This window comes from Chitinivorax sp. PXF-14 (assembly GCF_040812015.1).
In the GTDB taxonomy this organism is placed as follows: domain Bacteria; phylum Pseudomonadota; class Gammaproteobacteria; order Burkholderiales; family SCOH01; genus JBFNXJ01.
In genome coordinates this window covers 86,216-111,402 of record NZ_JBFNXJ010000006.1, presented here as the reverse complement: position 1 = coordinate 111,402, position 25,187 = coordinate 86,216, and the positions used below count along the sequence as shown (strand labels likewise).

General features: G+C 60.2%; 35 protein-coding genes, 1 tRNA gene, 1 other RNA gene and 1 pseudogene. 23 read left to right on the top strand and 15 right to left on the bottom strand.

The features are described 5' to 3' along the window. The first annotated feature begins 13 nt into the window (after positions 1 to 13). The 10 genes from hisB to tatC all read left to right on the top strand — a co-directional run bounded on the left by hisB (position 14) and on the right by tatC (position 5,659). Positions 14 to 601, top strand: a complete 588-nt coding sequence (gene hisB, locus ABWL39_RS09565; protein WP_367789669.1) for an imidazoleglycerol-phosphate dehydratase HisB — start codon at positions 14 to 16, stop codon at positions 599 to 601. Between the two features lie 21 nt (positions 602 to 622). Next, complete coding sequence (hisH, locus tag ABWL39_RS09560; RefSeq protein WP_367789666.1) at positions 623 to 1,270, top strand: imidazole glycerol phosphate synthase subunit HisH; 648 nt, start codon at positions 623 to 625, stop codon at positions 1,268 to 1,270. Positions 1,271 to 1,307: 37 nt separating this feature from the next. Then, on the top strand, positions 1,308 to 2,048 hold the full coding sequence (gene hisA / locus ABWL39_RS09555) for a 1-(5-phosphoribosyl)-5-[(5-phosphoribosylamino)methylideneamino]imidazole-4-carboxamide isomerase (RefSeq protein WP_367789663.1): 741 nt from the start codon (positions 1,308 to 1,310) through the stop codon (positions 2,046 to 2,048). Positions 2,049 to 2,136: 88 nt separating this feature from the next. After that, complete coding sequence (hisF, locus tag ABWL39_RS09550) at positions 2,137 to 2,907, top strand: imidazole glycerol phosphate synthase subunit HisF (RefSeq protein WP_367789659.1); 771 nt, start codon at positions 2,137 to 2,139, stop codon at positions 2,905 to 2,907. Then, complete coding sequence (gene hisI / locus ABWL39_RS09545) at positions 2,904 to 3,290, top strand: phosphoribosyl-AMP cyclohydrolase (protein WP_367789656.1); 387 nt, start codon at positions 2,904 to 2,906, stop codon at positions 3,288 to 3,290. Before hisF ends, hisI begins: the two co-directional genes overlap by 4 nt. Before the next feature lie 89 nt (positions 3,291 to 3,379). Further along, on the top strand, positions 3,380 to 3,706 hold the full coding sequence (locus ABWL39_RS09540) for a phosphoribosyl-ATP diphosphatase (RefSeq protein WP_367789653.1): 327 nt from the start codon (positions 3,380 to 3,382) through the stop codon (positions 3,704 to 3,706). 12 nt (positions 3,707 to 3,718) lie between these two features. Further along, entirely contained in the window at positions 3,719 to 4,081 is a 363-nt protein-coding gene (locus ABWL39_RS09535; protein ID WP_367789649.1) for a histidine triad nucleotide-binding protein, read from the top strand. Between the two features lie 76 nt (positions 4,082 to 4,157). Continuing rightward, positions 4,158 to 4,358, top strand: coding sequence for a Sec-independent protein translocase subunit TatA (gene tatA, locus ABWL39_RS09530; RefSeq protein ID WP_367789646.1), 201 nt, complete (start codon positions 4,158 to 4,160; stop codon positions 4,356 to 4,358). A 36-nt stretch (positions 4,359 to 4,394) separates the two neighbouring features. Then, positions 4,395 to 4,907 (top strand): Sec-independent protein translocase protein TatB, encoded by a 513-nt coding sequence (gene tatB, locus ABWL39_RS09525; protein ID WP_367789643.1) that lies wholly within the window; start codon positions 4,395 to 4,397, stop codon positions 4,905 to 4,907. After that, positions 4,904 to 5,659 (top strand): twin-arginine translocase subunit TatC, encoded by a 756-nt coding sequence (gene tatC / locus ABWL39_RS09520; RefSeq protein WP_367789639.1) that lies wholly within the window; start codon positions 4,904 to 4,906, stop codon positions 5,657 to 5,659. Before tatB ends, tatC begins: the two co-directional genes overlap by 4 nt. 6 nt (positions 5,660 to 5,665) lie before the next feature. On the opposite strand, the gene ABWL39_RS09515 is transcribed toward tatC, so the two are convergent. Beyond that, positions 5,666 to 6,835: a Do family serine endopeptidase gene (locus ABWL39_RS09515; RefSeq protein ID WP_367789636.1), complete on the bottom strand. Its 1,170-nt coding sequence runs from the start codon at positions 6,833 to 6,835 to the stop codon at positions 5,666 to 5,668. A 13-nt stretch (positions 6,836 to 6,848) separates the two neighbouring features. Between ABWL39_RS09515 and ABWL39_RS09510 the strand changes: the two genes are divergently transcribed. The 6 genes from ABWL39_RS09510 (at position 6,849) to ABWL39_RS09485 (ending at position 11,518) form a co-directional block, all read left to right on the top strand. Next, entirely contained in the window at positions 6,849 to 7,598 is a 750-nt protein-coding gene (locus tag ABWL39_RS09510) for a Nif3-like dinuclear metal center hexameric protein (protein ID WP_367789966.1), read from the top strand. A gap of 128 nt (positions 7,599 to 7,726) precedes the next feature. Further along, entirely contained in the window at positions 7,727 to 8,311 is a 585-nt protein-coding gene (petA, locus tag ABWL39_RS09505) for a ubiquinol-cytochrome c reductase iron-sulfur subunit (RefSeq protein ID WP_367789633.1), read from the top strand. Between the two features lie 12 nt (positions 8,312 to 8,323). Beyond that, positions 8,324 to 9,559, top strand: coding sequence for a cytochrome bc complex cytochrome b subunit (locus tag ABWL39_RS09500; RefSeq protein ID WP_367789630.1), 1,236 nt, complete (start codon positions 8,324 to 8,326; stop codon positions 9,557 to 9,559). 14 nt (positions 9,560 to 9,573) lie between these two features. Continuing rightward, entirely contained in the window at positions 9,574 to 10,329 is a 756-nt protein-coding gene (locus ABWL39_RS09495; RefSeq protein ID WP_367789627.1) for a cytochrome c1, read from the top strand. Positions 10,330 to 10,487: 158 nt separating this feature from the next. After that, positions 10,488 to 11,093, top strand: a complete 606-nt coding sequence (locus ABWL39_RS09490; RefSeq protein WP_367789623.1) for a glutathione S-transferase N-terminal domain-containing protein — start codon at positions 10,488 to 10,490, stop codon at positions 11,091 to 11,093. Between the two features lie 23 nt (positions 11,094 to 11,116). Further along, positions 11,117 to 11,518 (top strand): ClpXP protease specificity-enhancing factor, encoded by a 402-nt coding sequence (locus tag ABWL39_RS09485; protein WP_367789619.1) that lies wholly within the window; start codon positions 11,117 to 11,119, stop codon positions 11,516 to 11,518. Between the two features lie 57 nt (positions 11,519 to 11,575). On the opposite strand, the gene ABWL39_RS09480 is transcribed toward ABWL39_RS09485, so the two are convergent. The 8 genes from ABWL39_RS09480 to argF all read right to left on the bottom strand — a co-directional run bounded on the left by ABWL39_RS09480 (position 11,576) and on the right by argF (position 16,531). After that, positions 11,576 to 12,211: a TIGR02281 family clan AA aspartic protease gene (locus tag ABWL39_RS09480; RefSeq protein WP_367789616.1), complete on the bottom strand. Its 636-nt coding sequence runs from the start codon at positions 12,209 to 12,211 to the stop codon at positions 11,576 to 11,578. A 12-nt stretch (positions 12,212 to 12,223) separates the two neighbouring features. Continuing rightward, the gene (locus ABWL39_RS09475; protein ID WP_367789613.1) at positions 12,224 to 12,709 is read right to left on the bottom strand and encodes a YajQ family cyclic di-GMP-binding protein; all 486 of its coding nucleotides are present in this window, start codon (positions 12,707 to 12,709) and stop codon (positions 12,224 to 12,226) included. A gap of 155 nt (positions 12,710 to 12,864) precedes the next feature. Then, positions 12,865 to 13,179 (bottom strand): pyrimidine/purine nucleoside phosphorylase, encoded by a 315-nt coding sequence (locus tag ABWL39_RS09470; protein WP_367789610.1) that lies wholly within the window; start codon positions 13,177 to 13,179, stop codon positions 12,865 to 12,867. A gap of 19 nt (positions 13,180 to 13,198) precedes the next feature. Continuing rightward, on the bottom strand, positions 13,199 to 13,396 hold the full coding sequence (locus ABWL39_RS09465) for a DUF2788 domain-containing protein (protein ID WP_367789608.1): 198 nt from the start codon (positions 13,394 to 13,396) through the stop codon (positions 13,199 to 13,201). 189 nt (positions 13,397 to 13,585) lie between these two features. Beyond that, positions 13,586 to 14,803, bottom strand: coding sequence for an argininosuccinate synthase (locus tag ABWL39_RS09460; RefSeq protein ID WP_367789605.1), 1,218 nt, complete (start codon positions 14,801 to 14,803; stop codon positions 13,586 to 13,588). Positions 14,804 to 14,816: 13 nt separating this feature from the next. Continuing rightward, the gene (locus tag ABWL39_RS09455) at positions 14,817 to 15,179 is read right to left on the bottom strand and encodes a 5-carboxymethyl-2-hydroxymuconate Delta-isomerase (protein WP_367789602.1); all 363 of its coding nucleotides are present in this window, start codon (positions 15,177 to 15,179) and stop codon (positions 14,817 to 14,819) included. A gap of 12 nt (positions 15,180 to 15,191) precedes the next feature. After that, entirely contained in the window at positions 15,192 to 15,578 is a 387-nt protein-coding gene (locus ABWL39_RS09450) for a VOC family protein (protein WP_367789599.1), read from the bottom strand. A gap of 41 nt (positions 15,579 to 15,619) precedes the next feature. Further along, a complete protein-coding gene (gene argF / locus ABWL39_RS09445) occupies positions 15,620 to 16,531 on the bottom strand; it encodes an ornithine carbamoyltransferase (protein ID WP_367789596.1) in 912 nt (303 codons plus the stop codon). A gap of 340 nt (positions 16,532 to 16,871) precedes the next feature. Between argF and ABWL39_RS09440 the strand changes: the two are divergent. Then, positions 16,872 to 17,159 (top strand): annotated as a pseudogene (locus tag ABWL39_RS09440) (DUF3579 domain-containing protein); the annotation flags it as partial. A 44-nt stretch (positions 17,160 to 17,203) separates the two neighbouring features. Here the strand turns inward: ABWL39_RS09440 and ABWL39_RS09435 are convergent. The 4 genes from ABWL39_RS09435 to dnaX all read right to left on the bottom strand — a co-directional run bounded on the left by ABWL39_RS09435 (position 17,204) and on the right by dnaX (position 20,740). Further along, entirely contained in the window at positions 17,204 to 17,851 is a 648-nt protein-coding gene (locus ABWL39_RS09435; RefSeq protein ID WP_367789593.1) for an AAA family ATPase, read from the bottom strand. Positions 17,852 to 17,858: 7 nt separating this feature from the next. Continuing rightward, a complete protein-coding gene (gene recR, locus ABWL39_RS09430) occupies positions 17,859 to 18,455 on the bottom strand; it encodes a recombination mediator RecR (RefSeq protein ID WP_367789590.1) in 597 nt (198 codons plus the stop codon). Positions 18,456 to 18,525: 70 nt separating this feature from the next. Continuing rightward, a complete protein-coding gene (locus ABWL39_RS09425; protein WP_367789587.1) occupies positions 18,526 to 18,852 on the bottom strand; it encodes a YbaB/EbfC family nucleoid-associated protein in 327 nt (108 codons plus the stop codon). A gap of 10 nt (positions 18,853 to 18,862) precedes the next feature. Next, complete coding sequence (gene dnaX / locus ABWL39_RS09420) at positions 18,863 to 20,740, bottom strand: DNA polymerase III subunit gamma/tau (protein ID WP_367789584.1); 1,878 nt, start codon at positions 20,738 to 20,740, stop codon at positions 18,863 to 18,865. Between the two features lie 109 nt (positions 20,741 to 20,849). Here dnaX and ABWL39_RS09415 point away from each other — a divergent pair. The 3 genes from ABWL39_RS09415 (at position 20,850) to ABWL39_RS09405 (ending at position 21,773) form a co-directional block, all read left to right on the top strand. Beyond that, a tRNA-Ser gene (locus tag ABWL39_RS09415) sits at positions 20,850 to 20,940 on the top strand. 45 nt (positions 20,941 to 20,985) lie between these two features. Beyond that, positions 20,986 to 21,084, top strand: an RNA gene (gene ffs, locus ABWL39_RS09410) — signal recognition particle sRNA small type. Between the two features lie 368 nt (positions 21,085 to 21,452). Beyond that, complete coding sequence (locus tag ABWL39_RS09405) at positions 21,453 to 21,773, top strand: helix-turn-helix domain-containing protein (protein ID WP_367789582.1); 321 nt, start codon at positions 21,453 to 21,455, stop codon at positions 21,771 to 21,773. 63 nt (positions 21,774 to 21,836) lie between these two features. Here ABWL39_RS09405 and ABWL39_RS09400 read toward each other — a convergent pair whose 3' ends face one another. Together ABWL39_RS09400 and ABWL39_RS09395 are read right to left on the bottom strand one after the other, a co-directional pair. Further along, a complete protein-coding gene (locus ABWL39_RS09400) occupies positions 21,837 to 22,709 on the bottom strand; it encodes a radical SAM protein (RefSeq protein WP_367789579.1) in 873 nt (290 codons plus the stop codon). A gap of 24 nt (positions 22,710 to 22,733) precedes the next feature. Beyond that, on the bottom strand, positions 22,734 to 23,177 hold the full coding sequence (locus ABWL39_RS09395) for a universal stress protein (protein ID WP_367789576.1): 444 nt from the start codon (positions 23,175 to 23,177) through the stop codon (positions 22,734 to 22,736). Positions 23,178 to 23,384: 207 nt separating this feature from the next. Here ABWL39_RS09395 and ABWL39_RS09390 point away from each other — a divergent pair, with 207 nt between their 5' ends. The 3 genes from ABWL39_RS09390 to ABWL39_RS09380 all read left to right on the top strand — a co-directional run bounded on the left by ABWL39_RS09390 (position 23,385) and on the right by ABWL39_RS09380 (position 25,184). Then, on the top strand, positions 23,385 to 23,798 hold the full coding sequence (locus ABWL39_RS09390) for an acyl-CoA thioesterase (RefSeq protein ID WP_367789573.1): 414 nt from the start codon (positions 23,385 to 23,387) through the stop codon (positions 23,796 to 23,798). Continuing rightward, the gene (locus ABWL39_RS09385) at positions 23,795 to 24,211 is read left to right on the top strand and encodes a hypothetical protein (protein ID WP_367789570.1); all 417 of its coding nucleotides are present in this window, start codon (positions 23,795 to 23,797) and stop codon (positions 24,209 to 24,211) included. Before ABWL39_RS09390 ends, ABWL39_RS09385 begins: the two co-directional genes overlap by 4 nt. Before the next feature lie 115 nt (positions 24,212 to 24,326). Further along, a complete protein-coding gene (locus ABWL39_RS09380; RefSeq protein WP_367789963.1) occupies positions 24,327 to 25,184 on the top strand; it encodes an AAA family ATPase in 858 nt (285 codons plus the stop codon). The last annotated feature ends 3 nt before the right edge of the window (positions 25,185 to 25,187 follow it).

Here is a 25,187-nt window from a genome sequence, read left to right as displayed (position 1 = left end):
CAGCGAAACCGTAATGCGCACAGCAGAAGTCACCCGCAACACCCTCGAGACCCAGATCACGGTCAAGGTCAATCTCGACGGCACCGGCCAGGCCAATCTGAATACCGGCGTCCCGTTTCTCGACCACATGCTCGACCAGATCGCCCGCCATGGCCTGATCGATCTCGATATCGTCGCCAAGGGCGACCTTCATATCGATGCCCACCATACCGTCGAAGACACCGGCATCACGCTGGGCCAGGCCATCGCCAAGGCAGTGGGCGACAAGAAGGGCGTGCGCCGCTACGGCCATGCCTATGTCCCGCTCGACGAGGCACTGTCACGCGTCGTGGTCGATCTTTCGGGCCGTCCCGGCATCGAGTACCACATCCCGTTCACACGGGCGCAGATCGGCCAGTTCGACGTCGACCTGTTCCTCGAGTTTTTCCGAGGCTTCGTGAACCATGCCGCGTGCACGCTGCACATCGACAATCTGCGCGGCACCAACTCGCACCATCAGGCCGAGACAGTGTTCAAGGCATTCGGCCGCGCCTTGCGCATGGCCGTCGAGTTCGATCCGCGCATGGCCGGCCAGATGCCGTCGACCAAGGGCACGCTCTAGACCCATTACACAGACATCGAAATGAAACAGACGATTGCGGTCATCGACTATGGCATGGGCAACCTGCGCTCTGTCACCAAGGCACTCGAACACGTCGCCCCGGAGGCGAACATCGTGCTCACGAGCGACCCCGACATCATCCATCGCGCCGACAAGGCCGTGTTTCCCGGCCAGGGCGCCATGCGTGACTGCATGGCCGAGCTCGACCAGCGCGGCCTGCGCGAAGCGGTGACGGCAAGCGCGGCAAGCAAGCCCTTCCTTGGCATTTGCATCGGAGAACAGATGCTGTTCGAGCATAGCGAGGAGTTCGACACACCAGGCATCGGCATCCTGCCGGGCAATGTCGTGCGCTTCCCCGCCGACAAGATGTTCGATGCCAACGGACAGAAACTCAAGGTGCCGCACATGGGCTGGAGCGAAGTCTGGCAAAAACGGCCGCACCCGATGTGGAAAGACATTGCCGATGGCGAGCGCTTCTACTTCGTTCACAGCTATTATGTCGACACGCCGGAGCCGGCACTCGTCACCGGCGAGTCGGATTACCCGTTCCGCTTTACCTGTGCGGTCGGCAAGGACAATGTGTTCGCCACGCAGTTTCACCCGGAAAAGAGCCACAACGCCGGGCTGCAGCTGCTGAAGAATTTTGTTCTATGGGATGGCCAGGCCTGAGCCTGGTTTTTATTTGTTCACGTAACGCCACAACATCATGCTGCTTATTCCCGCTATCGACCTCAAAGACGGTCAGTGTGTCCGACTCAAGCAAGGCGCCATGGAAGACGCGACCGTGTTTTCCGAAGATCCGGCTGCCATGGCCAAGCATTGGCTCGACCAAGGCGCGCGTCGCCTGCACCTGGTCGACCTGAATGGCGCCTTTGCCGGCAAGCCCAAGAACCTGTCCGCCATCCAGGAAATCATGTCGGTGATCAACGCCGAGATCCCGGTGCAACTGGGCGGCGGCATTCGCGACCTGGAAACGATCGAACGCTACCTCGACATCGGCATCAGCTACGTCATCATCGGCACCGCCGCCGTCAAGACGCCGGGCTTCCTGCATGAGGCATGCGACGCCTTTCCCGGCCACGTCATCGTCGGCCTCGACGCCAAGGACGGCAAGGTGGCGGTGGATGGCTGGTCGAAGATCACCGGTCACGACGTGATCGACCTAGCCAAGCGCTTCGAGGACTACGGCGTGGAATCGGTCATCTATACCGACATCGGTCGTGATGGCATGCTCAACGGCGTGAACATCGAGGCAACGGTGAAACTGGCGCAACACCTGCATATCCCGGTGATCGCCAGCGGCGGCCTGACCAATCTCGACGACGTCAAACAACTGTGCAAGGTCGAGGATGAAGGGGTCGTCGGTGCCATCACCGGCCGCGCCATTTACGAAGGCACCATCGACTTCAAGGCAGCGCAGGATCTGGCCGATCAACTGCGTGCGTGATCCGCGTCTGGCGGCAGTCACTGCCGCCAGCTTGATGTCCGCCCGCTGTCTATTCCCCTGCCGCCCCCGACCAGCCCTGAGTTAAGCCATGTCACTAGCCAAACGCATCATCCCCTGTCTTGACGTCACCGCCGGCCGGGTCGTCAAGGGTGTCAATTTCGTTGGCCTGCGCGATGCCGGCGACCCGGTCGAAATTGCCAAGCGCTACGACGACCAGGGTGCCGACGAGTTGACCTTTCTCGACATCACAGCGAGCTCCGACGAGCGCGACATCATCCTGCACATCATCGAGGCCGTCGCATCTCAGGTGTTCATTCCGCTCACCGTGGGCGGTGGCGTACGTCAGGTCGAAGATGTCCGTCGTTTGCTCAATGCGGGTGCCGATAAGGTGTCGATCAACACCTCGGCGGTGACCAATCCCCGACTCGTGGCGGATGCCGCGGGTCGCTTCGGCTCGCAGTGCATCGTCGTCGCCATCGACGCCAAGGATGTCGGGGCGCCCGGTCAGCCCAAGTGGGAAGTCTTCACACACGGCGGCCGCAAGCCGACGGGCCTCGACGCCGTCGAATGGGCACGCAAGATGCAGCAGCTCGGCGCCGGCGAAATCCTGTTGACCAGCATGGACCGCGACGGCACCAAGATCGGCTTCAACCTGCCGCTGACGCGCGCCGTCTCCGATGCGGTCGACATCCCGGTCATCGCCTCGGGCGGGGTCGGCAATCTGCAGCATCTGGCCGATGGCGTCCTGCAAGGACACGCCGACGCCGTGCTCGCCGCCAGCATCTTCCATTTTGGCGAATACACGGTGCGCGAGGCCAAGGAGCTGATGCGCAGCCAGGGTATCGAGGTTCGCCTGTGAGCTGGCTCGACGAGATCCGCTGGGATGCCCAAGGGCTGATCCCGGTCATTGCCCAGGACTGGCAGAGCGGCCGCGTGCTGATGTTCGCCTACGCCAACCGCGAAGCCCTCGCGCTCACGGCGGACAAGGGCACGGCCCACTACTGGTCGCGCAGCCGCAACCGGTTGTGGCACAAGGGCGAAGAGTCCGGCCACTTCCAGAAAGTGCACGAAATCAGGCTCGACTGCGATGAGGACGTGATCATCTATTCGATCGAGCAACAAGGTGGCATTGCCTGCCATACCGGGCGGGAGAGCTGCTTCTACCGCAGGCTGGAAGGCGGGAGCTGGGTCGTCACCGATGCCGTGCTCAAGGACCCGGACGCGATCTACCACAAGCACTGAGCGCAGCTTGGGCGTGTGACGCTTGTTTTACACTTTTTTCACACTCCGCCATTACAATATGGCTTTCGGCCAATACTGATAACGCAAACATGATCAGCGCAGAAGTATTACACCGCTTGGCGGAAACGCTGGAAACCCGCAAGCATGCGGACCCGGAGTCCTCCTATGTCGCCAAGCTGTTTCACAAGGGGCAGGATGCCATTCTAAAAAAGGTTGGCGAAGAGGCCACCGAAACCGTCATGGCATCCAAGGACAACGACCGCCTGCACATCGTGCGCGAAGTGGCAGACCTGTGGTTCCACAGCATGGTGCTGCTGTCCTGGCACGGCCTAGGCCCGGATGACGTCCTCGCCGAACTGCACCGCCGCGAAGGCATCTCCGGCATCGACGAAAAAGCCTCGCGCCCGCAAAGCTGACAGGAAAGCCTCATGACTGACTGCATTTTCTGCAAGATCGCCGCCGGGCACATCCCGTCGAAGAAGGTCTACGAGGACGACGAGGTCATCGCCTTCCACGACATCAACCCGATCGCCCCAGTACATTTCCTGCTGGTGCCGAAACAGCACGTGGAATCGCTGGTCCAATGCAATGACGAGCACGAGAGACTGCTCGGCAAGCTGTTGCTGCTGGCCCCCAAGCTCGCCCGCGAGCAAGGCCTGGAGGCGGGCTTCCGCACCGCCATCAATACCGGCCACGGCGGTGGCCAGGTGGTGTTCCACCTGCACGTCCACGTCTTTGGCGGCGGCAGCGGCAAGATGTCGGAAACACTCGAACAACTGAATCACAACTGAGCGGCCCACCGCCGGTTTCTTACACTGTTGACGCATGCATTGGGCAATCTAGCCCGATCATCAAGGAGTAATCATCATGGGTTCCTTTAGCATCTGGCATTGGCTTATCGTCCTGCTGATCGTTGTCATGGTCTTTGGCACCAAGAAATTGCGCAATGTCGGCGGCGACCTCGGCGCGGCCGTGAAGAACTTCAAGGAAGGCATGAACGGCCCAGCCGACCAGGCCGAGAAGAAAGAAAACGGTCGCGTCATCGACGCCGACAGCGAAAAGCGCTGAGCAGAAACATCCCATCAGTGACGGGGCGGTAGACGGGTGTTCGATATCAGCTTTGGAGAGATGGTCGTGATCGGGGCGGTTGCCCTGGTCGTGATCGGCCCGGAACGACTGCCCAAGGTCGCACGGACGCTGGGCCATCTGGTTGGCCGCGCCCAGCGTTACGTAGCTCAGGTCAAGGCAGACGTCAGCCGCGAGATCGAGCTGGACGAGTTGCGCAAGGTGCAAGGCGAAATCAGCCAGGCGGCCAGGCAGCTCGAACAACAGATACACAACGAGGTGCAGCTGGCCCAGGCTGAAGTCGACAAGATGCGACAGGAAGCCGAGGCAAATGCGGCATCCATCCCCGACTTCTCTCAACAGCTGCGCAATGACGTGCTGGGCGAAGCTCCGCCAGCCGTGTCTGCTCCTGTTGTCGACCTGTTCAGCCAGCCCCTCGCCGAGCCGCCCCCTCCGGTGTTCACACCCGAGGAAACCGAGTTTCGCTCCCGCCAGCTTGATCTGTTTGCAGACACTGCGCCCACGCCCCACGCCGAAACCCATCACCCATGACCGACGAAGTCCAATCCTTCATCTCGCACCTGATCGAGCTGCGGACCCGGCTGCTGCGCGCCATCATCGGGCTGGTGGTGGTATTCGTGGCACTGTTCCACTGGTCTGGCGACATATACGCCCTGATTGCGATGCCCATGCTGCATTCGCTGCCACGGGGCGGCCAGATGATCGCAACCGAAGTCACCACGCCCTTCTTCGTGCCAATGAAGGTGACCATGATGGCGGCCTTCCTCATCACGCTGCCGCACACGCTCTACCAGGCCTGGGCTTTCGTCGCGCCGGGCCTGTACGACCACGAAAAACGCCTGATTGCGCCGCTGATCGTCGCCAGCACCCTACTGTTCATGCTCGGCATGAGCTTTGCGTATTTCCTGGTATTCCCCGTCGTCTTCCACTTCATGAATTCCGTCGCGCCAGCCGGCGTGGCCGTGATGACGGACATCAGCAAGTATCTGGATTTCGTGCTCGGCATGTTCCTGGCGTTCGGCGTGACTTTTGAAGTGCCGATCGCAGTGATCTTGCTGGTGAAATTCGGCGTGGTCAGCGTCGACAAGCTGAGGGAGGCGCGCTCCTATGTGATCGTTGGCGCGTTCATCGTCGCCGCCGTGGTGACCCCGCCCGACGTGCTGTCGCAAATCATGCTGGCCGTCCCGCTCTGGTTGCTGTACGAAGCCGGCGTGATCGTCGCGGCCATGATGGTCAAGGCGGATCAGCGGCGTGCCGGCAATCTGCCGACGATCCACAGCTGAGCCGCTTCACTCCAGGCCATTGCGGCTGAAGTGCGGCCGCCTCGCCACCACCGATTCGACCTCGATCCGCTGCCCGTCGCGCATCACGCCCAGCTGCAGGCGCGTGCCCGGTGACAGCGCGGCAATCCGGTTCATGGCCCCCGCCACATCGCCGACAGGCTGCCGCGCCACTTCCACCAGCACGTCGCCAGGCAACAGGCCGGCCTGATGCGCCGGCCCGTCACGCACAATCCCCGACACCAGCACACCGGCCCCCTGCTTCAAACCATAGGCAACCGCCAGCTCGGCGTTGAGCGGGCGCATTTCGACGCCGATCCAGCCGCGTGTCACCGTGCCGTTACGGATGATCTGTTCCATGATCTGCCGTACGGAATTGGCCGGTATGGCAAACCCGATACCCAGCGAGCCACCACTTTGCGAATAAATGGCAGTGTTGATGCCGACCAGATTGCCGTCGACATCGATCAACGCACCACCGGAGTTACCGGGATTGATCGCGGCATCCGTCTGGATGAAGTTCTCAAAGGTGTTGATGCCAAGCTGGCTGCGCCCCAGCGCGCTGACGATCCCCATCGTCACGGTCTGGCCCACACCGAACGGGTTGCCGATGGCCAGCGTCACATCACCGACAGCCAACTTGTCGGAGTCGGCCAAGGTCATCACCGGGAGTTTGTCCAAGCCGACTCGGATGACCGCCAGATCGGTTTCCGGGTCGGTGCCGACCAATTTCGCGGACGCAGTCCGGCCATCGGCCAGCGCCACCTCGATTTCGTCCGCCGCCTTGACCACGTGATGGTTGGTGACGATGTAGCCCTCGTCGCTGACGATCACGCCGGAGCCCAGGCTTGACGCACGCTGCGTCGCCATGCCGCGATCGCCGAAAAACTGGCGGAAGAAAGGATCATTGGCCAGCGGGTGACGCGGTACCTTCACTTCCTTGCTGGTGTAGATGTTGACCACCGCCGGCTGGGCCTTTGCCGCAGCATCACGATAGGAAACTGGGCCACGCTCGCGAGGGGCGGCGACCGAGTTTGGCTGAGAGGCCTCCCTCAAGGTCACGACCTGTTGCGGTTCGCGCCGCCCCAGCCAGTCCGGGTGGGCCAGCGACACGACAAACCAGAGCGCCAACGCGACCGTGGCGCTTTGTGCGAAAATCAGCCAGAGTTTTTTCAACATGCGGGAAGTTCAGATGGTCACGCGCCAGGAATTGGAAAATTATACACAGCAACTGCTCGAAGTCTGGCGCTTCAAGGACTATGCCCCCAATGGCCTGCAAGTCGAAGGCCGGGAGCAGATCCAGACCATCGTCACCGGCGTGACCGCCAACCGGCAGCTGATCGAGCAGGCAATCGAGCTTGGTGCCGATGCGATTCTCGTTCACCACGGTTTTTTCTGGAAAAATGAGGATGCACGCATCGTTGGCATCAAACGGCAGCGCATCGCACAGCTCCTGGCGCACGATATCAACCTGTTTGGCTATCACCTGCCACTCGATGCCCACCCCGAACTCGGCAACAACGCGCAACTGGGCTTGCGCCTCGGCCTGAGCGTCGAGGGTAATTTCGGCGATCAGGCGCTGGGTGCGGTCGGCACCCTCCCCCAAGCGCTTTCCGCCACGGAGCTGGGAGCGCGCATCGAAGCGGCCTTGCAGCGTCCCCCACTGATGGTCGGCGAGGCCTCCACGCCAATTCGACGCATCGCCTGGTGCACCGGTGGCGCGCAGGGCTATTTCAACGATGCCCTGTTGCAGGGCGTCGACGCCTACCTGACCGGAGAAATCTCCGAGCCCGTCGTCCACACCGCACGCGAGGCCGGCACGCTGTTCATCGCGGCGGGCCATCATGCGACTGAGCGCTACGGCATAGATGCGCTGGGCAGACATCTGGCCGAGCGATTTGATCTGGCTCACCACTTCGTCGACATCGATAGCCCGGCATAAGCGGCCCCCACCCCCACAACTTCGCGGATTCCCCCTTCCAACAAGGCTCTACGGGTTTTACCCGGGTAGTGATATCGGGTAAAATCCGAGAGTTTTAGGGTAATGGTTTCCATCATTTAGGAATGACGATGAGCGATACACCTGTCGATAACAGCAAGCGCCGCTTTCTTGTCGCGGCAACCGGTGCCGCTGGCGCCGTGGCGGCTGCCGGGGTGGCGACGCCGTTTCTGATCAGCTTCTTCCCGAGCGAACGAGCCAAAGCGGCCGGCGCACCGGTAGAGGTCGATATCAGCAAACTCGAGCCTGGCCAGAAGATCAACGTCGAATGGCGCGGCAAGCCAGTCTGGATTGTCAACCGCACCAAGGAGCAGCTCGCCAACCTGGTCAAGCTCGACGACAAGCTCGCAGACCCGAAGTCGGATGCGGACCAGCAGCCTGACTACGCCAAGAATGCCGGCCGCTCGATCAAGCCGGAAATCTGGATCGCCGTCGGCATCTGTACACACCTGGGCTGTTCGCCGACCTTCCGCCCCGATCTGGCGCCAGCCGATCTGGGCCCGGAATGGCTCGGCGGCTTCTACTGCCCCTGTCACGGCTCCAAGTTCGACCTCGCAGGCCGCGTCTACAAGGGCGTTCCGGCACCGAGCAACCTCGTCATTCCGCCGCACAAATACCTGAGCGACACCCGTGTCCTCGTCGGTGAAGACAAATAAGGAAGCCACGACATGACGACTGAAAACAAGGTCCTCAACTGGATCGATGAGCGCTTCCCGCTCACCGCAACCTGGAAGGCGCACATTTCGGAATACTACGCGCCGAAAAACTTCAACTTCTGGTACTTCTTCGGCTCGCTGGCCCTGCTCGTACTGGTGCTGCAAATCGTCACCGGCATCTTCCTGACGATGAACTACAAGCCGGATGCCGCCCAGGCTTTCGCCTCCGTCGAATACATCATGCGCGACGTGTCGGGCGGCTGGATCATCCGCTACATGCACTCGACCGGCGCCTCGATGTTCTTTGTCGTGGTCTATCTGCACATGTTCCGCGGCCTGCTGTACGGCTCGTTCCGTCAGCCACGCGAACTGGTGTGGGTATTCGGCATGCTGATCTTCCTGTGCCTGATGGCGGAAGCCTTCATGGGTTACCTGCTGCCGTGGGGCCAGATGTCGTTCTGGGGCGCCCAGGTAATCGTCAACCTGTTCGCATCGATCCCGGTCATCGGCCCGGATCTGTCGACCTGGATTCGTGGTGACTTCGTCGTATCCGATGCAACGCTGAACCGCTTCTTCGCGCTGCACGTCATCGCCGTTCCGCTGGTCCTGCTGCTGCTGATCGTTGCCCACCTCGTGGCACTGCACGAAGTCGGCTCGAACAACCCGGATGGCATCGAGATCAAGAAGAACAAGGACCCGAAGACCGGCATTCCGCTCGACGGCATCCCGTTCCACCCGTACTACACGGTCAAGGACATCTTCGGCGTGGCCGTGTTCCTGGTGGTGTTCAGCGCGATCGTGTTCTTCCTGCCCAACTTCTTCGGCTACTTCCTGGAAGACAACAACTTCATCCCGGCCGACCCGCTGAAGACACCGCCGCACATTGCGCCAGTATGGTATTTCACGCCGTTCTACGCCATTCTGCGTGCGGTGCCGTCGTTCGCCGGCACCCAGGTTTGGGGCGTGATCGCCATGGGCGTGGCTGTCGTCGTCATCGCCTTCCTGCCGTGGCTGGACAAGAGCCCGGTGAAGTCGATCCGCTACCGCGGCCCCAAGTTCAAGATCGCACTGGCACTGTTTGTCGTTGCATTCATTGGCCTTGGCATCCTCGGCGCACTGCCGACGACCAATGCCCGCACCATCGTGGCCCAGATCCTGTCGTTCATCTATTTCGGCTTCTTCTTCCTGATGCCGTGGTACACCAAGAATGACTCGACCAAGCCAGTACCGGATCGCGTGACCGGTTAAGGGAGCACAACAAGATGAAAAAACTGATTAGCAAATTTCTGCTTGCGCTGCTGGTCGTGCCGGTCATGGCCTTTGCCAACGAGGATGTTCATCTCGACAAAGCTCAGGTCAACACCCGCGACTATGAGTCGCTGCAGCGCGGTGCCAAGACCTTCGTCAACTACTGCCTGAACTGCCATAGCGCCGGCTACATGCGCTACAACCGTCTGCAGGACCTGGGCCTGACCGAACAGCAGATCAAGGAAAACTTCCTGTTCAGCCCCGATGCCAAGATCGGTGATCTGATGAAGGTATCCATGACCAGCAAGGATGCCAAGGAATGGCTCGGTGCAGCACCGCCGGACCTGACCGTGATCGCCCGTTCGCGTGGCGCCGACTGGCTTTACACCTATCTGCGCGGCTTCTATCGCGACGACAGCCGCCCGACTGGCTGGAACAACACGGTGTTCGACAAGGTCGGCATGCCGCACGTCCTGTACGAGCTGCAGGGCGAGCAGCAGGTCGAGATCAAGAAGAATGCCGAAGGCCACGAAGAGAAGGAAGTGAAGCTGGTCAAGGCCGGCACACTGACCAGCCTCAAGGACGGCAAGGCCAATACCGCGGACTACGACCAAATGGTCAATGATCTGGTCAATTACCTTGTCTACATGGGTGAGCCCGCGCAGAACAAGCGTGAGACCATTGGCTATGTGGTCCTGCTGTTCCTGATCCTAGTGCTGGTACCGCTGTCCTACGCTCTCAAGAAAGAGTACTGGAAAGACGTGCACTAAGCCTGCAGTGCAACGCAGTGAGAACGGGGAGCCTTTGCTCCCCGTTTTTCTTTATATAAACAAAGGCTTGACGATAAACACTGGAAATTGCCATTGTCAATTTGATAAAATAGCCAATTCCCTGTCAAATTCACGCAACACCGAGGGCCCCCTTCACCATGATGACTCTGTACTCCGGCACCACTTGCCCGTTCAGCCATCGCTGCCGCATCGTCCTGTTCGAAAAGGGCATGGACTTCCAGATCAACGATGTGGATATCCACAACAAACCCGAAGATCTGGCCATCATGAACCCGTACAACGAGGTTCCTGTCCTGATCGAGCGCGATCTGATCCTGCACGAAGCCAATATCATCAACGAGTACATCGACGAGCGCTTCCCGCACCCGCAACTGATGCCGGCCGACCCGATCATGCGTGCGCGCGCGCGCCTGTTCCTGCATCGTTTCGAGCAAGAGCTGTTTGGCTATGTGCGCGTACTGGAAAATGGCGGCAGCAGCAAGAAGGATCAGGAAAAGGCGCGCAAGGCGATCAGCGACAACCTGAGCCAGATCGCACCGGTCTTCTCCAAGCAGAAATACATGCTGGGCGACGAATTCTCCATGCTCGATGTGGCCGTGGCTCCGCTGCTGTGGCGCCTGGAGCATTACGGTATCGAGTTCGGCAAACCCAATCCGCACCTGCTGAAGTATGCTGAGCGCCTGTTCAGCCGCCAGGCCTTTATCGATTCGCTGACCCCAGCCGAAAAGGCGATGCGCAAGTAAGTGCAATAGCCAGGAGCAAGCCGATGAGCGAGATCTCGACCAAGCCGTATCTGATCCGGGCCATCCATCAATGGTGCGTGGACAATAACTACACGCCGTATCTGGCCGTTGCCGTGATTGGCGACAAGGTGCAGGTGCCGCTTGAGTATGTGAAGGATGACCAGATCGTCCTGAACGTGAGTTATGGGGCGACGCGTAATCTCGACATCGGCAACGACTGGGTCAGTTTCTCGACACGCTTCGGCGGGGTCTCGCGCGACATCGTCGTCCCGGTCGGCGCCGTAATTTCGATTTTTGCCCGCGAGACGGGCGGTGGCATGAGCTTCGACATCGAGGAGCAGGCCGAGCCGCCGGAGGCGCCGCCGCCAGCGGCACCAACGGACGACCGCCCCAAGGGCCGTGCAAAGCTGCAGGTCATCAAATAGAAAAAGGCCAGCAGACTTGGTGGCCTTTTTCTATTGCGCCGACGGGTGGACCGCGCATCAGTAACGCTTGGTCAGCACCATCTTCTCGCCATCACGTTGCATCGACAGGCGGTTCAGAAAGCTCATGCCGATCAACACGACCCCGCCCTGATCGCCCGCGCTCACCAATCCGTCGATATTGGAGAGCGTGATATCACCAACCTTGACCGACTGCAACTTGACGAGATAGGCCGGCACCGCGCCGTTGGCCGTCTGCATGGCCCCCTTGGGAGCCCCATCAAGCTTGATGCCCAGCGATCTGGCTTGCGACATGCTCATCGAGACATAGGTCGCCCCGGTATCGACTAGGCCACGCACTGTCGCCCCGTTGATCATGACATCGGTCAGAAAATGCCCCTGTCCATCGGATTGAAGCACGGTCTTGCCTGCGCCACTGTCGCCGCTGCTGCGATAAGCCGCCTCTCCCAGCGTCAGCGCCTTGCGCTTGCCGTTGACCTCGAATAGGGCACGGCCACCTTCCGGGCCGAGATAGCGCACACCTTCGGAGGTCGATTGGCCCGCGGTCAGAATGCGTTCCTTGCCTCCGTCGATCGAGACCAGCGCCTTCTGCCCCATCATGCCGACCAGGGCAACCTCGGTTGCGGCAACGGGTGAGGTCAGCAGCGCCAGCACAACGGCAAACTCAAGCTTCATCACATGCTCCGATCAATCTCGGAAATTCTGGAACTGCAACGGGAACTCGGTGATTTCCTTGCGTGCAAGCGCAATGGCATCTTGCAGGATATCTCGCTTGGCACCCGACACACGTACTGCATCACCCTGGATACTGGCCTGCACCTTGAGCTTGCTATCCTTGATCAGCCTTACGATCTTCTTTGCCAGTTCGGTCTCGATGCCGACCTTGACCGTGATCGCCTGCTTGACCTTGTTGCCGCTGACCTTCTCCACCGAGCCTTCATCCAGGCAGCGGATATCGACACCACGTTTGGCCAGCTTGGTTTTCAGAATATCCTTCACCTGATCGAGCTGGAACTCGGTATCGGCAAACATCGTCAGGACTTTCTCTGCCTGCTCGACACGGGCATCACTGCCCTTGAAGTCAAAACGCGTGCCGACTTCCTTGTTTGTCTGATCAACGGCATTACGGACTTCGACTTCATTCACTTCCGAGACAATATCAAACGAGGGCATTGCGCCAGCTTCCTATGCAGTTTTCCAATGTTTCATTTTACTCGATTCACAGCCGAAGATTCTGCGTCGTACACCGCTTTGCATCCACGCACAAAAAAGCCTGACTCACAGAGCCAGGCTTTTGATATACATCGCTCCGATATCGGCGCTATGGCTTAACCGAAGTGACAGACGTAATCGAGGGTTTCCGTCACCTCGATCTGGAACGAGGAGTTGCCGGGTACATCGAACGACTGGCCACCTTCATAGGCAACCCAATCGGCAGCGCCAGCCAGCTTCACCTTGCACTTGCCGGCGATCAGCTCCATCACTTCCGGTGCGCCCGTATTGAAAGTCAAGCTCGACGGCAAAATCACGCCGACCGACTTGCGGCTGCCATCGGCAAACGCCACGGTGTGGCTGACACACTTGCCGTCAAAATAGACATTGGCCTTTTTGACGACGCTCACATTATCGAATTGAAGAGACATACCCTGCTCCGTTAGTTGACTACGCAATGACCTTGGTCAGCACGGTCTTGATCAGAAAGCCCACCACGCCAAAACCAAGCGTGCCGAACATCACCATGGTTCCATATTTTCCGGCTTTGGATTCCTTCGCCAGATTGTAAATGATGAACCCCATGTACAGGATCAGGGCGGTAACGCAGATTTGCAGCGACAATTCCGTGAAGAGCTCTTCGTTCATTGTTGCAACGCACAAAATAATGGTCAAAATAAAGCTGCTGCCGATCTGAATGGGCAGCAGCGCTACTGATATAAATACTAACAGATACTTAGCTGCTGCGCAGCATTTTGCTGCGTCAATTCAAACACCTGTACGAACAGAAACGGCGCCCTATGGGCGCCGTTTCTGTTCGTCACGTCAGGCCTGATGTCAGCCGCGCTTCTTCGCTGCAATACGCATGCGCAATGCGTTGAGCTTGATGAAGCCGCCTGCATCAGCCTGATTGTAGGCGCCGCCGTCATCGTCAAACGTCGCGATGGTCTGGTCGAACAGGGTGTCCTTCGAGTCGCGGGCAACCACGTATACGCCGCCCTTGTACAGCTTGAGGCGTACCCAGCCGTTGACGCACTGCTGGGTGGTATCGATCAGCGCCTGCAGCGCCCTGCGCTCCGGACTCCACCAGTAGCCGTTGTAAATCAGGCTGGCGTAACGAGGCATCAGGTCATCCTTCAGATGCGCCACCTCGCGGTCGAGCGTGATGGACTCGATGCCACGGTGTGCCTTGAGCAGAATCGTGCCGCCCGGGGTTTCGTAGCAACCGCGCGACTTCATGCCGACGTAACGGTTCTCGACCAGGTCCAGCCGGCCGATACCGTGCTTGCCACCAAGCTCGTTCAACTTGGCCAGCATTTCGTGCGGCTTCAGGCGCACACCATTGAGCGCGACCGGGTCACCATGCTCGAATTCCATGTCGATGTATTCGGGCGCATCAGGGGCGGCCTCCGGGCTCACCGTCCAGCGCCACATCGACTCTTCCGCCTCAGCCTTGGGGTCTTCGAGGTGGCGGCCTTCGAACGAAATATGCAGCAGGTTGGCGTCCATCGAATAGGGCGCGCCACCTTGCTTGTGCTTCATCTCGATGGGGATGCCGGCAGCTTCTGCGTAGGTCAGGAGTTTCTCGCGCGACAGCAGGTCCCATTCGCGCCACGGCGCAATCACTTTGACGCCAGGCTTGAGCGCGTAGTAGCCGAGCTCGAAGCGCACCTGGTCGTTGCCCTTGCCGGTCGCGCCGTGCGACACCGCGTCGGCACCGACCTGGTTGGCGATCTCGATCTGACGCTTGGAAATCAGCGGGCGGGCAATCGATGTGCCGAGCAGGTATTCGCCTTCGTAGACCGAATTGGCACGGAACATCGGAAATACGAAATCACGCACGAACTCTTCGCGCAGATCGTCGATGAAGATGTTCTCGGGCTTGATGCCGAGCTTCAGTGCCTTGGCACGAGCGGGCTCCAGCTCCTCACCCTGGCCGATGTCGGCGGTGAAGGTGACCACTTCGCATTGATAGGTGTCCTGCAGCCACTTGAGAATGACCGAGGTATCCAGGCCGCCCGAATAGGCGAGCACGACTTTCTTGACGTCAGACATGGGTTAAACCTTCTTAAGCAACAACTTTGAAGTAACAATCGGTTTGCATGCCAACAGCCTCGACACAAATCTGGCACTTGTGCGTTTCAAATGCCTGCCGGTAGCCATCTTCAAGCACCGGCAGCAGGCTCTGGGCAATACGTTGCATGGCGACATCGCCACGCTTGTCGAGCATGGAGACCTTGAGGTGCACAAATGCATTCTCCGGGTCGCCATTGCCGATATAGTAATCGTCGAGCCGAACGGCGCGGCTCTTGATCTCTTCCTGACGGAACTCGCCGCTCGCCATCATCGTGGCGTGCAGCTTGCCAAACAATGCACGGTGATCAACCTGCCCGGCCAGATTCGCTGTGTATTCAAGCACGAGATGCGGCATGGATGACCTTGCTCATTCGGGCAGATGGCAGACGGCTTCGATATTGTTGCCGTCAGGGTCGAACACGAATGCGCCGTAGTAATCTGGATGATAGTGAGGACGCAAACCGGGGCCACCGTTATCCCGCCCACCGGCCTTGATCGCCGCCGCGTAAAACGCATCGACCTGGGCGCGGCTGTCAGCACGAAAAGCAATATGCAGCGGCGGCTTCTGCGGCTCGCCACGGCTGAGCCAGAAATCCGGCGTGGGGGCAACACCGAGGCCAGCCCCTTCAAAACCACCGGTCTGTTCAGCCGTAAATTCCATCAACACAGAATAGCCGAGCGGCGCCAATGCAGCCTGATAGAACGCCTTGCTGACACCGTAGTCACTCACGCTCAATCCAGTATGATCAATCATCTCGGTTCCTTGTCGCGTTGTACCGGCGCAGATGCTTGGTCCTAGCCGGCGAGTTTACCCAGCAGCAAATATTCGAGCACAGCCTTCTGCGTATGCATGCGGTTCTCCGCTTCGTCCCAGACGACGGAGGCCGGGCCGTCGATCACCTCGGCCGATACCTCCTCGCCACGATGCGCCGGCAGGCAATGCATGAACAGCGCATCAGGCCTCGCCACCCGCATCATGTCGGCATCCACCTGCCAATCGGCGAATTTTTCCTTGCGGTCCGCCTCCTCGTCTTCCCAGCCCATGCTGGTCCACACGTCGGTGGTCACCAGGTCCGCATCCTTGGCAGCTTCCATCGGGTCGGCAAAGACCTTGAGATGCGGGCCGTCATCCTCGCCAGCCGCGAGCTCGAAGCCGGGTGGCGTCGAGACGTGGAGCGTGAAGCCGAAAATCTTGGCGGCCTGCAGCCAGGAGCGCGCAACATTGTTGCCGTCACCAACCCAGGCGACGATCTTGCCTTCGATCGAGCCGCGATGCTCGATGAAGGTAAAGATGTCCGCCATGATCTGGCACGGATGGTGCTCGTCGGTCAGGCCATTGATGACGGGTACTCTCGAATACAGCGCGAAGCGTTCGATGATGTCCTGGTTGTAGGTGCGGATCATCACGATATCCACCATGCGGGAAATCACGCGCGCCACATCCTCGATCGGCTCACCGCGGCCCAGCTGCGTCTGCCCGGTGGTCAGGTTGAGCGCAATACCACCCATCTGGTACATGCCTGCCTCGAAACTGACGCGTGTGCGGGTGGACTGCTTCTCGAACACCATGGCCAGCGTACGATCCTTCAGTGGCTGGTAGGCCAGGTAATTCTTGAACTGATGCTTTATCCACTTCGAACGCTGGAACAGGTACTCGAACTCTTCGCGCGTGAAGTCCTTGAATTGCAGGAAGTGTTTTATCGCCATAACTCATGACCGCGCCGGGGCGGGCTTTCCATAGGTAATCTGCGGACATCTTGGCCGCGTTGGCCGCAACGAAACAGCCGCTGCAGTCGGGGAAAAGAAACAATTATCGCATTAACCACCTGGGCGCAATAAAAATTATTGCGGCGCGACACGGACGGTCAGCCAAGCGACAGCCGGATGGCCAAGGCAGGGCGCCCCATCCATGGCGCATCGGCAACATACCGGCCACGCCATCGTCACGAATTCTTGTCTGATTTCTCTTTGGCTATAGGGAATTACCCAAAGCGGGTCTTTTTGCCTAGTGTTATATAATTCGTGGACTACTTTCCCCTGCCCGGCCATGATCTGCAACCCTTACGAAGTCATCATTCAAGGCGTCACCTCCAACGGCCGGACCTTTCGACCGAGTGACTGGGCAGAGCGCCTGTCCGGGATTCTCTCCACCTTCGGCCACGACCAGAAAATGTCTTATCACCCTTATGTCCGGCCGCTCAATCTGGACGGGGTACGCTGCGTGGCGGTGGACAAGCAGCTGGAGAAGATCGACCCGAACGTGTTCAGTTTCCTGATGTGCTTCGCCAAGGACAACGACCTGCGGGTGGTGGACTGCCGCCAGCTGATCGAAGAAATCTACCCGAACAAGTTTCTCTGACTTCTCGGGTAGGGCAACAGTCACCCCACGATCGGGGTACGCAGCCAGTCGACCAGCGGCTGCCATTGCGCGCGATCACGCTCGGTTTTCGACCGCGGCATGTCGAACAGCGTCAGCCCCTGCCCCGCCAGCTGCACGTAGAGCTGAGTTTCCCGTAGGTAGGTCAGCACCGGCAGGTCAAAGCCGGCAAGAAAAGCCTCCAGCTGTTGTGCCGCCCGCGTGCGGGCATCGACCCGCATGCCGACCACGGCAATGAAGGCCTGCTGCTTGCGTACGGCCTTTTCCTCGGCCAGCTGCGCAAAAAAATCTTCGCTCGCCCACATATCGAATGCCGACGGCTGAACCGGCACGATGATCCGGCCTACCAGCTTGAGCACCTGGGCCAGCTTCTTGCCATGCAGGCCGGCCGGGGTATCGAGCACAACCCGGGTGGTGCCCTTGGGGGGCTTCGCCGGCTCGTCCGGCTCGACATCCCATCCCTGGATGGCAGGCAAGTTGTCCGGCCGGCGCTGGAGCCAGCGCAACGACGACTGCTGGCGGTCGATATCACCCAGCATGGTACGTTCGCCAGCCCAGGCGAAATGGCCGGCGAGGTTGGTTGCCAGGGTCGACTTGCCCGAACCGCCCTTGGGGTTCGCCACGAGGATGGACTGTAGAGGTGTCGCCATAAGCCGCCTACATTGCCCGTCGTTCGATGACGGCTTGCGCCAGGGTGCCCGAGTCGACGTGCTCGAGTTCGCCGCCGACCGGCAAGCCGCGGGCGATACGGCTGACCTTGATGCCTCGCGCCTTGAGCATCTCCGCGATGTAGTGGGCGGTTGCCTCGCCTTCCACCGTGAAATTGGTCGACAGAATGACCTCGGTCACCACGCCATCGAGCGCGCGCTGCAGCAGCCGGTCGAGGTGAACATCGCGCGGGCCGACCCCGTCCAATGGGGACAATCGCCCCATCAGCACGAAATACAGCCCGTGGTAGGCCATGGCCTGCTCCACCATCAGCAGGTCCGCCGGCATCTCCACCACGCAAAGCTGACTATGGTCCCGGCGCTCATCGGCACAGAGCGGGCACAGCACCGATTCGGTGAAGGTATTGCAACGCGAGCAATGGCGCAGGCTGGAAAGCGCGCCCTCCAGCGCCCGCGCCAGGCGCTGGGCACCGGCCTGGTCGCGCTGCAACAGGTGGTAGGCCATGCGCTGCGCCGATTTGGGGCCGACTCCGGGCAATACGCGCAAGGCGTCGATCAGTTGCTCCAAGCTGGACGGAGATTTCACGGCCTCACCCGCCCAGGCCGAACGTCGAGGCGGCGCTCGCCACAGATTGATGCATCAATTCTCGGCGGCATCAGAACGGCAGCTTGAAGCCCGGCGGCAAGCCCATGCCGGCGGTGAAGCCGGCCATCTTTTCCTGCGAGGTGGTTTCGACGCGGCGATTGGCGTCGTTCACCGCGGCGGCCAGCAGGTCCTCCAGCATCTCCTTGTCCTCACCCATCAGGCTCGGATCAATGGTGACGCGCTTGACGTCGTGATGGCAGGTCATGACCACCTTGACCATGCCAGCGCCGGACTGTCCCTCGACTTCGACCTGGCCGAGCTGCTCCTGCGCGCGCTTCATATTGTCCTGCATCATCTGGGCCTGCTTCATCAGATTGCCCAAGCCACCTTTCATCATGTTCCTGCTCCTAAATAGGTTTGATTGAACCTTCGACGACACGTGCGCCGAAGTGTTGTTTTAGATCCTGCACAAAAGGATCCACATGAATCGCGAGCTCTGCGGCCTGCAGCCTGGCTTCGCGCGCCTTCTGATCGATGGCGGCGGGCGTATCGAGCTGAATCTCGCTCACTTCCACGTGCAGACGGACAGCGGCGGCAAAATGCTGCTCAAGCGCCTGCTTCAATTTGTCCTGGTAGGTGCGATCGGCAAGCGCCTTATGCTCCATCGGCAAGCCCAGGCGGAACTCTCCGGCCAAAAACGATTTTACGACGCAATTCTGCGCCAGCATCTTGGCCATGCCACCGAGCGGTAGCACGGACACCAAGCTGTGCCAGTCCCCGTCGAAGGCCAGGGCACTATCGGCTAATGCAGGCAGCTCGAGCGCCGGAACAGCCGGCTCGGCCGGCGATACTTGATCTTCGACCGCGCGGGGCTGCTGCGCCACAGGCGCAGGCTCGTCGTCCACCCACGGTGGCACTTCATCGCGCGCCGGCGGCGTATTCTGGGCAACACGCGGTGCCGGCGCGACAGGCGGCACCGGGCGCGGCGGAACAGGCTCGGGCACTCGCGCCGCGGGTACTTCGCGCGTCAATGTCGCCGGACGCCCCGCACTGGCCACGCCTTTGACGGCCAGCATCGACCGCACCTGCGCCATCGGGTCGCCTGGATTCGAGCGTGGGGCGGCCTGGGTCGGCGCCGGCGGCGGCGGGGTTTCTGGACGGCGGGCAGGCGGCGTCACCGGCGGTGGCAGGCCTGCTGCGGCGTTACCGGGCGCGAACGCGAGCATGCGCAGCAGCGCCATGGAGAAGCCCGCGTACTCATCCGGCGCCAAGGCCAGGTCACGGCGGCCGTGCAGGGCGATCTGGTAATAGAGCTGCACATCCTCCGCGGGCAACTGGCCAGCCAGCGCAAGCATGCGCGACGCGTCCGGCGAGGCCTCCAGCGATGCGGGCACCACCTGCGCCAGCGCGATGCGCTGCAGCACAGCGGACAGGTCCTGCAACGCAGCATCGAAGGCAATCGAGCGCTTTGCCATGGCGTCGGCCTGGGCGATCAGCGCCTGGCCGTCACGCGCCGCCAGCGCCTCGAGCAAGGCATAGAGATAGGTCTGATCGATGGCGCCCAGCATGGCGCGCACCCCGGCCTCTTCCACCCGCCCGGCGCCATAGGCGATCGCCTGGTCGAGCAGACTCAGCGAATCACGCATCGAGCCCGCAGCCGCATGGCCGAGCAGCAACAATGCGGCCGGCTCATAGGGAATCTGCTCCTGGTCGAGCACGTAGCACAGATGCTCGGCGACCGTCTGCGGCGGGATCTGCCGCAGATTGAACTGCAGGCAGCGCGACAGCACGGTGATCGGCACTTTTTGCGGATCGGTCGTCGCCAGGATGAACTTGACGTGTGCCGGCGGCTCTTCGAGCGTCTTCAGCATCGCGTTGAATGCCGACTTCGACAGCATGTGCACTTCATCGATCAGGTAGACCTTGAAGCGCCCGGCCGTCGGCGCGTACTGCGCGTTATCGATGACTTCGCGCATATTGTCGATGCCGGTATTCGAGGCCGCATCCAGCTCGAGCAGGTCGACAAAGCGCCCGGCATCGATTTGCGTGCACGCCGAGCATTGACCGCACGGCTCAGCCGTAATGCCGGTCTCGCAATTGAGCGACTTGGCCAGAATACGCGCGATCGATGTCTTGCCGACACCGCGCGTACCGGTAAACAGGTAGGCGTGATGCAGGCGCTGCTTTTCCAGCGCGTTGCTGATCGCGCGCACCACGTGCTCCTGCCCGACAACCTGGGCGAAATTACGTGAGCGCCATTTGCGGGCGAGTACTTGATAAGTCATGCGCGGATTCTACCAGAAATGCCGGCAGCGCCCGGCGCGGCGCGCGTGCCCGCCTACCGAACAATGACTTGCGCAATCACGGAGATTGGTATAATCTCCGCGCCTCTTTGGAGAGATGGATGAGTGGTTTAAGTCGCACGCCTGGAAAGCGTGTTCAGGGTAATACCCTGACGGGGGTTCGAATCCCCCTCTCTCCGCCACTTTTCGCAGCGCCTGTTTGAATCTTTTGGCGCTACAGCTTCAAGGGCGGGCCTCCCCGCATTGCAAGGTGGTGAACCTGGTCAGGTCCGGAAGGAAGCAGCCACAGCCATTTATTGCAAGTGCCGGGGGTCGGGCTCGCCACCCTCACCTTCTTGTTCGCGTCTCATTTTAGCCACTCGGCATAGCCGTTGTGGCTACTCGATTTTGTCACGACATATTTTCGTCAAATTCCAGTTGAAATCCCCCAAAAACTCGTCTTAACTTGGTAATGACAGGCGGGTATTCATGCTTTCCGTTCGAAAGTATGGAAATTGCATAGTAGCTATTGAGCCCAATGGCATTATATATTATCATATGATAATAGACAGACATTCATTCGGCATTCAACAGGTCGGGATGCACGGAATCAAGCAGTTAACTGGATGTCTGTATAACTAATACGACCTGATTGGATTTAGGGAAATCGCACGGCTTTCACGTTATTTCCTACATCAACAGGATTGGGCCCACCATGAAACTCTTTGACAAGATTCTTAACCCGCGCGAGATTCGTCGCAAACTTGGCCTCAACCAGCAGGAATTCTGGACCAAGATCGGCGTGACTCAAAGCGGCGGCTCCCGCTACGAGAGCGGCCGCAACATGCCCAAGCCAGTACGCGAACTGCTGCGCCTGGTGCACGTTGAACAACTGGACCTTACCAAGGTTCGGAAAGAGGACTTCGACATCATCGAATACCTCAAGGACACACACCCGGACCTGTACAAGAGCCTGAAAAAGGCAGTCCGTGCGCGCAGCGAAACACAGCAGGCGCCCACCGACATGGCCAACTGAGGCCTGCATCACCTAAAAAAACGGCCGAGCACTGCGACTCGGCCATTTTTTTGTGACTCCCTGTCACACACTGAGCTTGACGGGCAGCCCCAATGGCTCGATGCGTTCGGCCAGCGCCTGCATCCATTCCGCTGGTGCAGGGCTCAGCCGTTGCCCCTCGATCTGCATCGACGGCCTAGCCAACCCATACAGCAGCACCCCGGCCAACGGCGCCAAATCCTTCTGCATGATGGTTTGCAACAGATCGAGATAAGCCGTGAGCGAGGCCTCGTCGGGCAGGTGGTCGTCCATCGCAAACATGCAGGTCTGCACCCAGGTCCGGCACAGTCTCGATGCTATGCCGATATGGCGCCGAACCCGTGCGGGCGTGATGGCGGACTGATTGACCGCCAGCATTTCCTCGGCGGTGCCACGATCCAGCTTGAACCAGACCTCGCCATTGAGCTCGTTCATGCGGGCGATGCCGTGCTGGACTTGCGGGCGATGCATCAGGCTGCCGTTGGTGATCAGCACCAGCTTGATCTGCCCGACTAGGCCAAACTCCGCCACGACCTCGCCGACCAGATCAATGACCTGATCAAACTCCTCCGCACTGGTTGGCTCGCCATTGCCGGACAGCGCAATGTCGTTGAGACGTCGTGCCTCGGCAGGCACATGCTGCAGCAAAAAATCACCATGCACGACCTGCTGCAGGAACCCGCTCAGCTCACGGCGCAGCAGCGCCAGATCGATCGCCGGCGCGGCACCACGCTCCAGGCCCGGCACCTGGCAATACACGCAACGCCAGTTGCAGGCGTTGTTCGGATTCAGGTTGATACCAACCGACAGACCGCCGGCACGGCGGGAAACGACGGGGTAGACATAGGTCAGCCCAGCCGCATCACGATCATGGTTGACCACGGAGAGCACCGACGCCCCCCTGCTCACATCATTCACAACACATCCCCGGCAACTCCCACTTCAACGGGTGCGCACCAGCAACACCGGTACCGGCGTTATCCGTACGACACCTTCCGCCACGCTCCCCAGAATCAGGTGATCAAGCCCCGTCCAACCGTGCGTGCCCATCACGATCACATCGGCCTGCCAGCGTGTGGCCTCTTCGACCACGAGGCCGGCGATGCGCCCGCCCCAGGTCTCGACCAGTGCGGTCTCGGCCTCCACGCCGTCAGCCTTGAGCCGCTCCTGGGCGGCTTCCAGCGTCTTTTTGCCGGCCTCGCGCAAGGAGGCTTGCAGATCGGAAGTATCCAGAAATTCGGCGCCCCCCCAGCTGAACTGGGCCAGATCGATCACGCTGACCAGGCGCAGCACCGCCCGCTGGTCCTTGGCGAACTTGCCAGCTTCGTCGAGCGCCCGATGGGAGGTTTCGCTATCGTCCACCGGAACCAGAATACGCTGATACATCGTGTCATCCTCTCAAACCCTGGCAACCCGCTGCCAGGCACCGCACCAACAGGCCCCACCGCAGCGCAGCCCGCTTCTCTGGCCAGTCTAGCAAAAGCAGGGCCAGCCCGGTTGAAAATTCCGAAACCAGCTAATACACTGGCCAACGTCCATCTGGCTTCCCGGAAACACATGCCTCGAGTCAAGCTAGACCTGCCGGAACGCTTTATGTTCCAGACCAGTGTCAAAGTCCGTATCAGCGATATCAACTACGGTGGGCACCTTGGCAACGATGCGGTCCTGTCGATCATGCACGAAGGCCGCATGCAGTTCATGGCGTGGCTCGGCTTCGCGGAGCTGGACGTGGAAGGGTTTGGCATCATCCTGGCCGACTCGGTCGTGGTGTACAAAAGCGAAGCCTTCCATGGGGATGAGTTGACGGTCGAGGTTACCGCGGAAGAGTTCAACAAATACGGTTGTGACCTGTACTACCGGCTCAGCAACCAACATAGCGGTGTGGAAGTGGCGCGCGCCAAGACTGGCGTCGTGTTTTTCGACTATGCGGCACGCAAGGTGGCAGTCGTTCCTTCGGCCTTCCTGGCCCGGATCGAGCACCATCGTAGAGAGGCAAGTGAAGAATGAAAACCTATCCGCACAACAGCCCCAAGGCAATGGCACGCATCCTGGCGATGGTCATGGTAGCCGACGGCCACATGGACGAACGCGAGCTCGACCTGCTGGAGCAACTCAAGCTCTATGACATCCTCGCCATCAATCGGCGCGACTTCATCGAGGTGCTGCACGACTACTGCGAAGAACTGGCGGAATCGGCAGATGCGGACGGCAAGGTACACCCGGTGGATCGAGCCCGTATCGACGCGCTGCTCGACACGGTGGAAGAGCCCAAGAAGCGACTGCTGCTGTGCGCGATGGTGCTCGACATGTCCAAGGCGGATGCCGAGTTCAGCGAAATCGAGATGGCCATCCTGACCCATATGCTGGATCGCTGGCACCTGACGCTGGAAGACATCGAAACCGCGTTTGCCGACGAATGACGGCGCCCCACCCGGTGACGCGAACGGCCGCATGATGCGGCCGTTTTTGTTTCAACGGCGCGGGTGCACACCCGGGCAATTACGATACAATCAAGCGTTAGCTTGACAACAGATGATGACCGCCATGACCCGTTTTACCGGTACCGAATCCTACGTCGCCACCCAAGACCTGATGATGGCGGTGAACGCTGCCATCACCCTGCAACGCCCACTGCTGATCAAGGGTGAGCCAGGCACCGGCAAGACCATGCTGGCGGAAGAAGTGGCCAGCGCGCTCGGCTTGCCGCTGATCCAGTGGCATATCAAGTCGACCACCAAGGCCCAGCAAGGGCTGTACGAATACGATGCGGTGTCGCGCCTGCGCGACTCGCAGCTCGGCGATGAACGCGTCAAGGACATCGCCAACTACATCGTCAAGGGCAAGCTGTGGGAGGCATTCGAGAACGGTCAGCAAGCGGTTCTGCTGATCGACGAGATCGACAAGGCCGACATCGAGTTCCCCAACGACTTACTGCGCGAACTCGACCGCATGGAGTTCTACGTCTACGAGACGCGCGAAACCGTGGTCGCCAAGACACGCCCGATCATCATCATCACCTCGAACAACGAGAAGGAGCTGCCCGACGCCTTTCTGCGCCGCTGCTTCTTCCATTACATCCGCTTCCCGGACAAGGACACGATGCAGCAGATCGTGTCGGTGCACTACCCGCACCTGAAACAGGACTTGCTGAAGGAGGCGATGGAGCTGTTTTTCGCCATCCGCGAGCTGCCGGGCATCAAGAAGAAGCCATCCACGTCGGAGCTGCTCGACTGGCTCAAGCTGCTGATGGCGGAAGACATCCCCGCCGCGGCATTGAAGAGCGCCGACGCCGAAGCCATCGTGCCGCCGCTCGCCGGGGCGCTGCTGAAGAACGAACAGGACGTCAATCTGTTCGAACGCTTGGTCGGTATGGTCAAGTCACGCCGCGGCTGATTG

Bases quoted from the DNA above. Each gene is read 5' to 3' on its own strand.
- ABWL39_RS09435 (WP_367789593.1), bottom strand. From the start codon at position 17,851: ATGGCGACACCTCTACAGTCCATCCTCGTGGCGAACCCCAAGGGCGGT.
- ABWL39_RS09540 (WP_367789653.1), top strand. From the start codon at position 3,380: ATGATCAGCGCAGAAGTATTACACCGCTTGGCGGAAACGCTGGAAACC.
- ABWL39_RS09405 (WP_367789582.1), top strand. From the start codon at position 21,453: ATGAAACTCTTTGACAAGATTCTTAACCCGCGCGAGATTCGTCGCAAA.
- ABWL39_RS09495 (WP_367789627.1), top strand. From the start codon at position 9,574: ATGAAAAAACTGATTAGCAAATTTCTGCTTGCGCTGCTGGTCGTGCCG.
- ABWL39_RS09480 (WP_367789616.1), bottom strand. From the start codon at position 12,211: ATGAAGCTTGAGTTTGCCGTTGTGCTGGCGCTGCTGACCTCACCCGTT.
- hisA (WP_367789663.1), top strand. From the start codon at position 1,308: ATGCTGCTTATTCCCGCTATCGACCTCAAAGACGGTCAGTGTGTCCGA.
- ABWL39_RS09500 (WP_367789630.1), top strand. From the start codon at position 8,324: ATGACGACTGAAAACAAGGTCCTCAACTGGATCGATGAGCGCTTCCCG.
- hisB (WP_367789669.1), top strand. From the start codon at position 14: ATGCGCACAGCAGAAGTCACCCGCAACACCCTCGAGACCCAGATCACG.
- hisF (WP_367789659.1), top strand. From the start codon at position 2,137: ATGTCACTAGCCAAACGCATCATCCCCTGTCTTGACGTCACCGCCGGC.
- petA (WP_367789633.1), top strand. From the start codon at position 7,727: ATGAGCGATACACCTGTCGATAACAGCAAGCGCCGCTTTCTTGTCGCG.
- ABWL39_RS09485 (WP_367789619.1), top strand. From the start codon at position 11,117: ATGAGCGAGATCTCGACCAAGCCGTATCTGATCCGGGCCATCCATCAA.
- hisH (WP_367789666.1), top strand. From the start codon at position 623: ATGAAACAGACGATTGCGGTCATCGACTATGGCATGGGCAACCTGCGC.
- ABWL39_RS09460 (WP_367789605.1), bottom strand. From the start codon at position 14,803: ATGTCTGACGTCAAGAAAGTCGTGCTCGCCTATTCGGGCGGCCTGGAT.
- ABWL39_RS09510 (WP_367789966.1), top strand. From the start codon at position 6,849: ATGGTCACGCGCCAGGAATTGGAAAATTATACACAGCAACTGCTCGAA.
- tatA (WP_367789646.1), top strand. From the start codon at position 4,158: ATGGGTTCCTTTAGCATCTGGCATTGGCTTATCGTCCTGCTGATCGTT.
- dnaX (WP_367789584.1), bottom strand. From the start codon at position 20,740: ATGACTTATCAAGTACTCGCCCGCAAATGGCGCTCACGTAATTTCGCC.
- ABWL39_RS09390 (WP_367789573.1), top strand. From the start codon at position 23,385: ATGTTCCAGACCAGTGTCAAAGTCCGTATCAGCGATATCAACTACGGT.
- ABWL39_RS09465 (WP_367789608.1), bottom strand. From the start codon at position 13,396: ATGAACGAAGAGCTCTTCACGGAATTGTCGCTGCAAATCTGCGTTACC.
- tatC (WP_367789639.1), top strand. From the start codon at position 4,904: ATGACCGACGAAGTCCAATCCTTCATCTCGCACCTGATCGAGCTGCGG.
- ABWL39_RS09475 (WP_367789613.1), bottom strand. From the start codon at position 12,709: ATGCCCTCGTTTGATATTGTCTCGGAAGTGAATGAAGTCGAAGTCCGT.
- ABWL39_RS09515 (WP_367789636.1), bottom strand. From the start codon at position 6,835: ATGTTGAAAAAACTCTGGCTGATTTTCGCACAAAGCGCCACGGTCGCG.
- ABWL39_RS09450 (WP_367789599.1), bottom strand. From the start codon at position 15,578: ATGATTGATCATACTGGATTGAGCGTGAGTGACTACGGTGTCAGCAAG.
- ABWL39_RS09385 (WP_367789570.1), top strand. From the start codon at position 23,795: ATGAAAACCTATCCGCACAACAGCCCCAAGGCAATGGCACGCATCCTG.
- ABWL39_RS09395 (WP_367789576.1), bottom strand. From the start codon at position 23,177: ATGTATCAGCGTATTCTGGTTCCGGTGGACGATAGCGAAACCTCCCAT.
- ABWL39_RS09380 (WP_367789963.1), top strand. From the start codon at position 24,327: ATGACCGCCATGACCCGTTTTACCGGTACCGAATCCTACGTCGCCACC.
- ABWL39_RS09535 (WP_367789649.1), top strand. From the start codon at position 3,719: ATGACTGACTGCATTTTCTGCAAGATCGCCGCCGGGCACATCCCGTCG.
- ABWL39_RS09425 (WP_367789587.1), bottom strand. From the start codon at position 18,852: ATGATGAAAGGTGGCTTGGGCAATCTGATGAAGCAGGCCCAGATGATG.
- ABWL39_RS09455 (WP_367789602.1), bottom strand. From the start codon at position 15,179: ATGCCGCATCTCGTGCTTGAATACACAGCGAATCTGGCCGGGCAGGTT.
- ABWL39_RS09490 (WP_367789623.1), top strand. From the start codon at position 10,488: ATGATGACTCTGTACTCCGGCACCACTTGCCCGTTCAGCCATCGCTGC.
- ABWL39_RS09470 (WP_367789610.1), bottom strand. From the start codon at position 13,179: ATGTCTCTTCAATTCGATAATGTGAGCGTCGTCAAAAAGGCCAATGTC.
- argF (WP_367789596.1), bottom strand. From the start codon at position 16,531: ATGGCGATAAAACACTTCCTGCAATTCAAGGACTTCACGCGCGAAGAG.